The sequence below is a fragment of the Microseira wollei NIES-4236 genome, from assembly GCF_020521235.1.
In the GTDB taxonomy this organism is placed as follows: domain Bacteria; phylum Cyanobacteriota; class Cyanobacteriia; order Cyanobacteriales; family Aerosakkonemataceae; genus Microseira; species Microseira wollei.
In genome coordinates this window covers 1-704 of sequence record NZ_BLAY01000497.1, presented here as the reverse complement: position 1 = coordinate 704, position 704 = coordinate 1, and the positions used below count along the sequence as shown (strand labels likewise).

General features: G+C 41.6%; 1 protein-coding gene. It reads left to right on the top strand.

What is annotated here, in order from left to right; genetic code table 11:
- Window positions 1-201: 201 nt before the first annotated feature.
- Window positions 202-704: hypothetical protein (locus tag MiSe_RS49490; protein WP_226594955.1), on the top strand; the 503-nt coding region annotated here is incomplete at its 3' end.

Below are 704 nucleotides of genomic sequence, written 5' to 3'. Positions count from 1 at the left end.
TGATAAGTTGTATCCAACAAATCTTTGCTCAGATCGTACAAATAAACTAGCAAAACGTGCTGCACAAAAATTTGGCATCAAACAGCGACCAGTTTGCTGTGACTTAGAACGCGCGTTCCAGAAAGAGTTCTTGCCGACCAAGAACATCATCCACTCTCATGGTGCTTAAATCTTATCGAGCAATTATCAACGACTATTCCTTTGGCTGAAATCGGGTATATAGGAGTGACATACAACACCAGCTTTCATACCAATACTCTTCCAAATTTGGCATGTCAAGCTGTAATTCATTCAGGTATTGTTCCTACCACCGCACCGGAAGAGTTTGTAAACTACGGTTGTGCAGCTGGATTCTTTCCCCTCAATAGCGCAATCAAATACTGTCAACGTGATGAAAAAGCAGCGATCGTTATTGCCTTTGATCAATGCAATGCTCGTACCGGGACTTTTTGCTACGATCCAAACGACCCTATATTTGAGATGGCTCTGACAATCAGCCTTTTATTTTCGGATGGTGCTGCTGGTGTATTGATCATTCCAGAAAGTATGAAGGACAGATTTCCTCATCCCCTTCCAAAAGTAGAAGACCTCTTAATGGACTTTCAAGTTAGCAATATCATTCGGTTTGATGAAACAGGTTTTGTCTTAGATGAGCAAGTTACAACTCTCGTTCCACCTCTGGTTGTAGATTCAGTAGTAAAGCC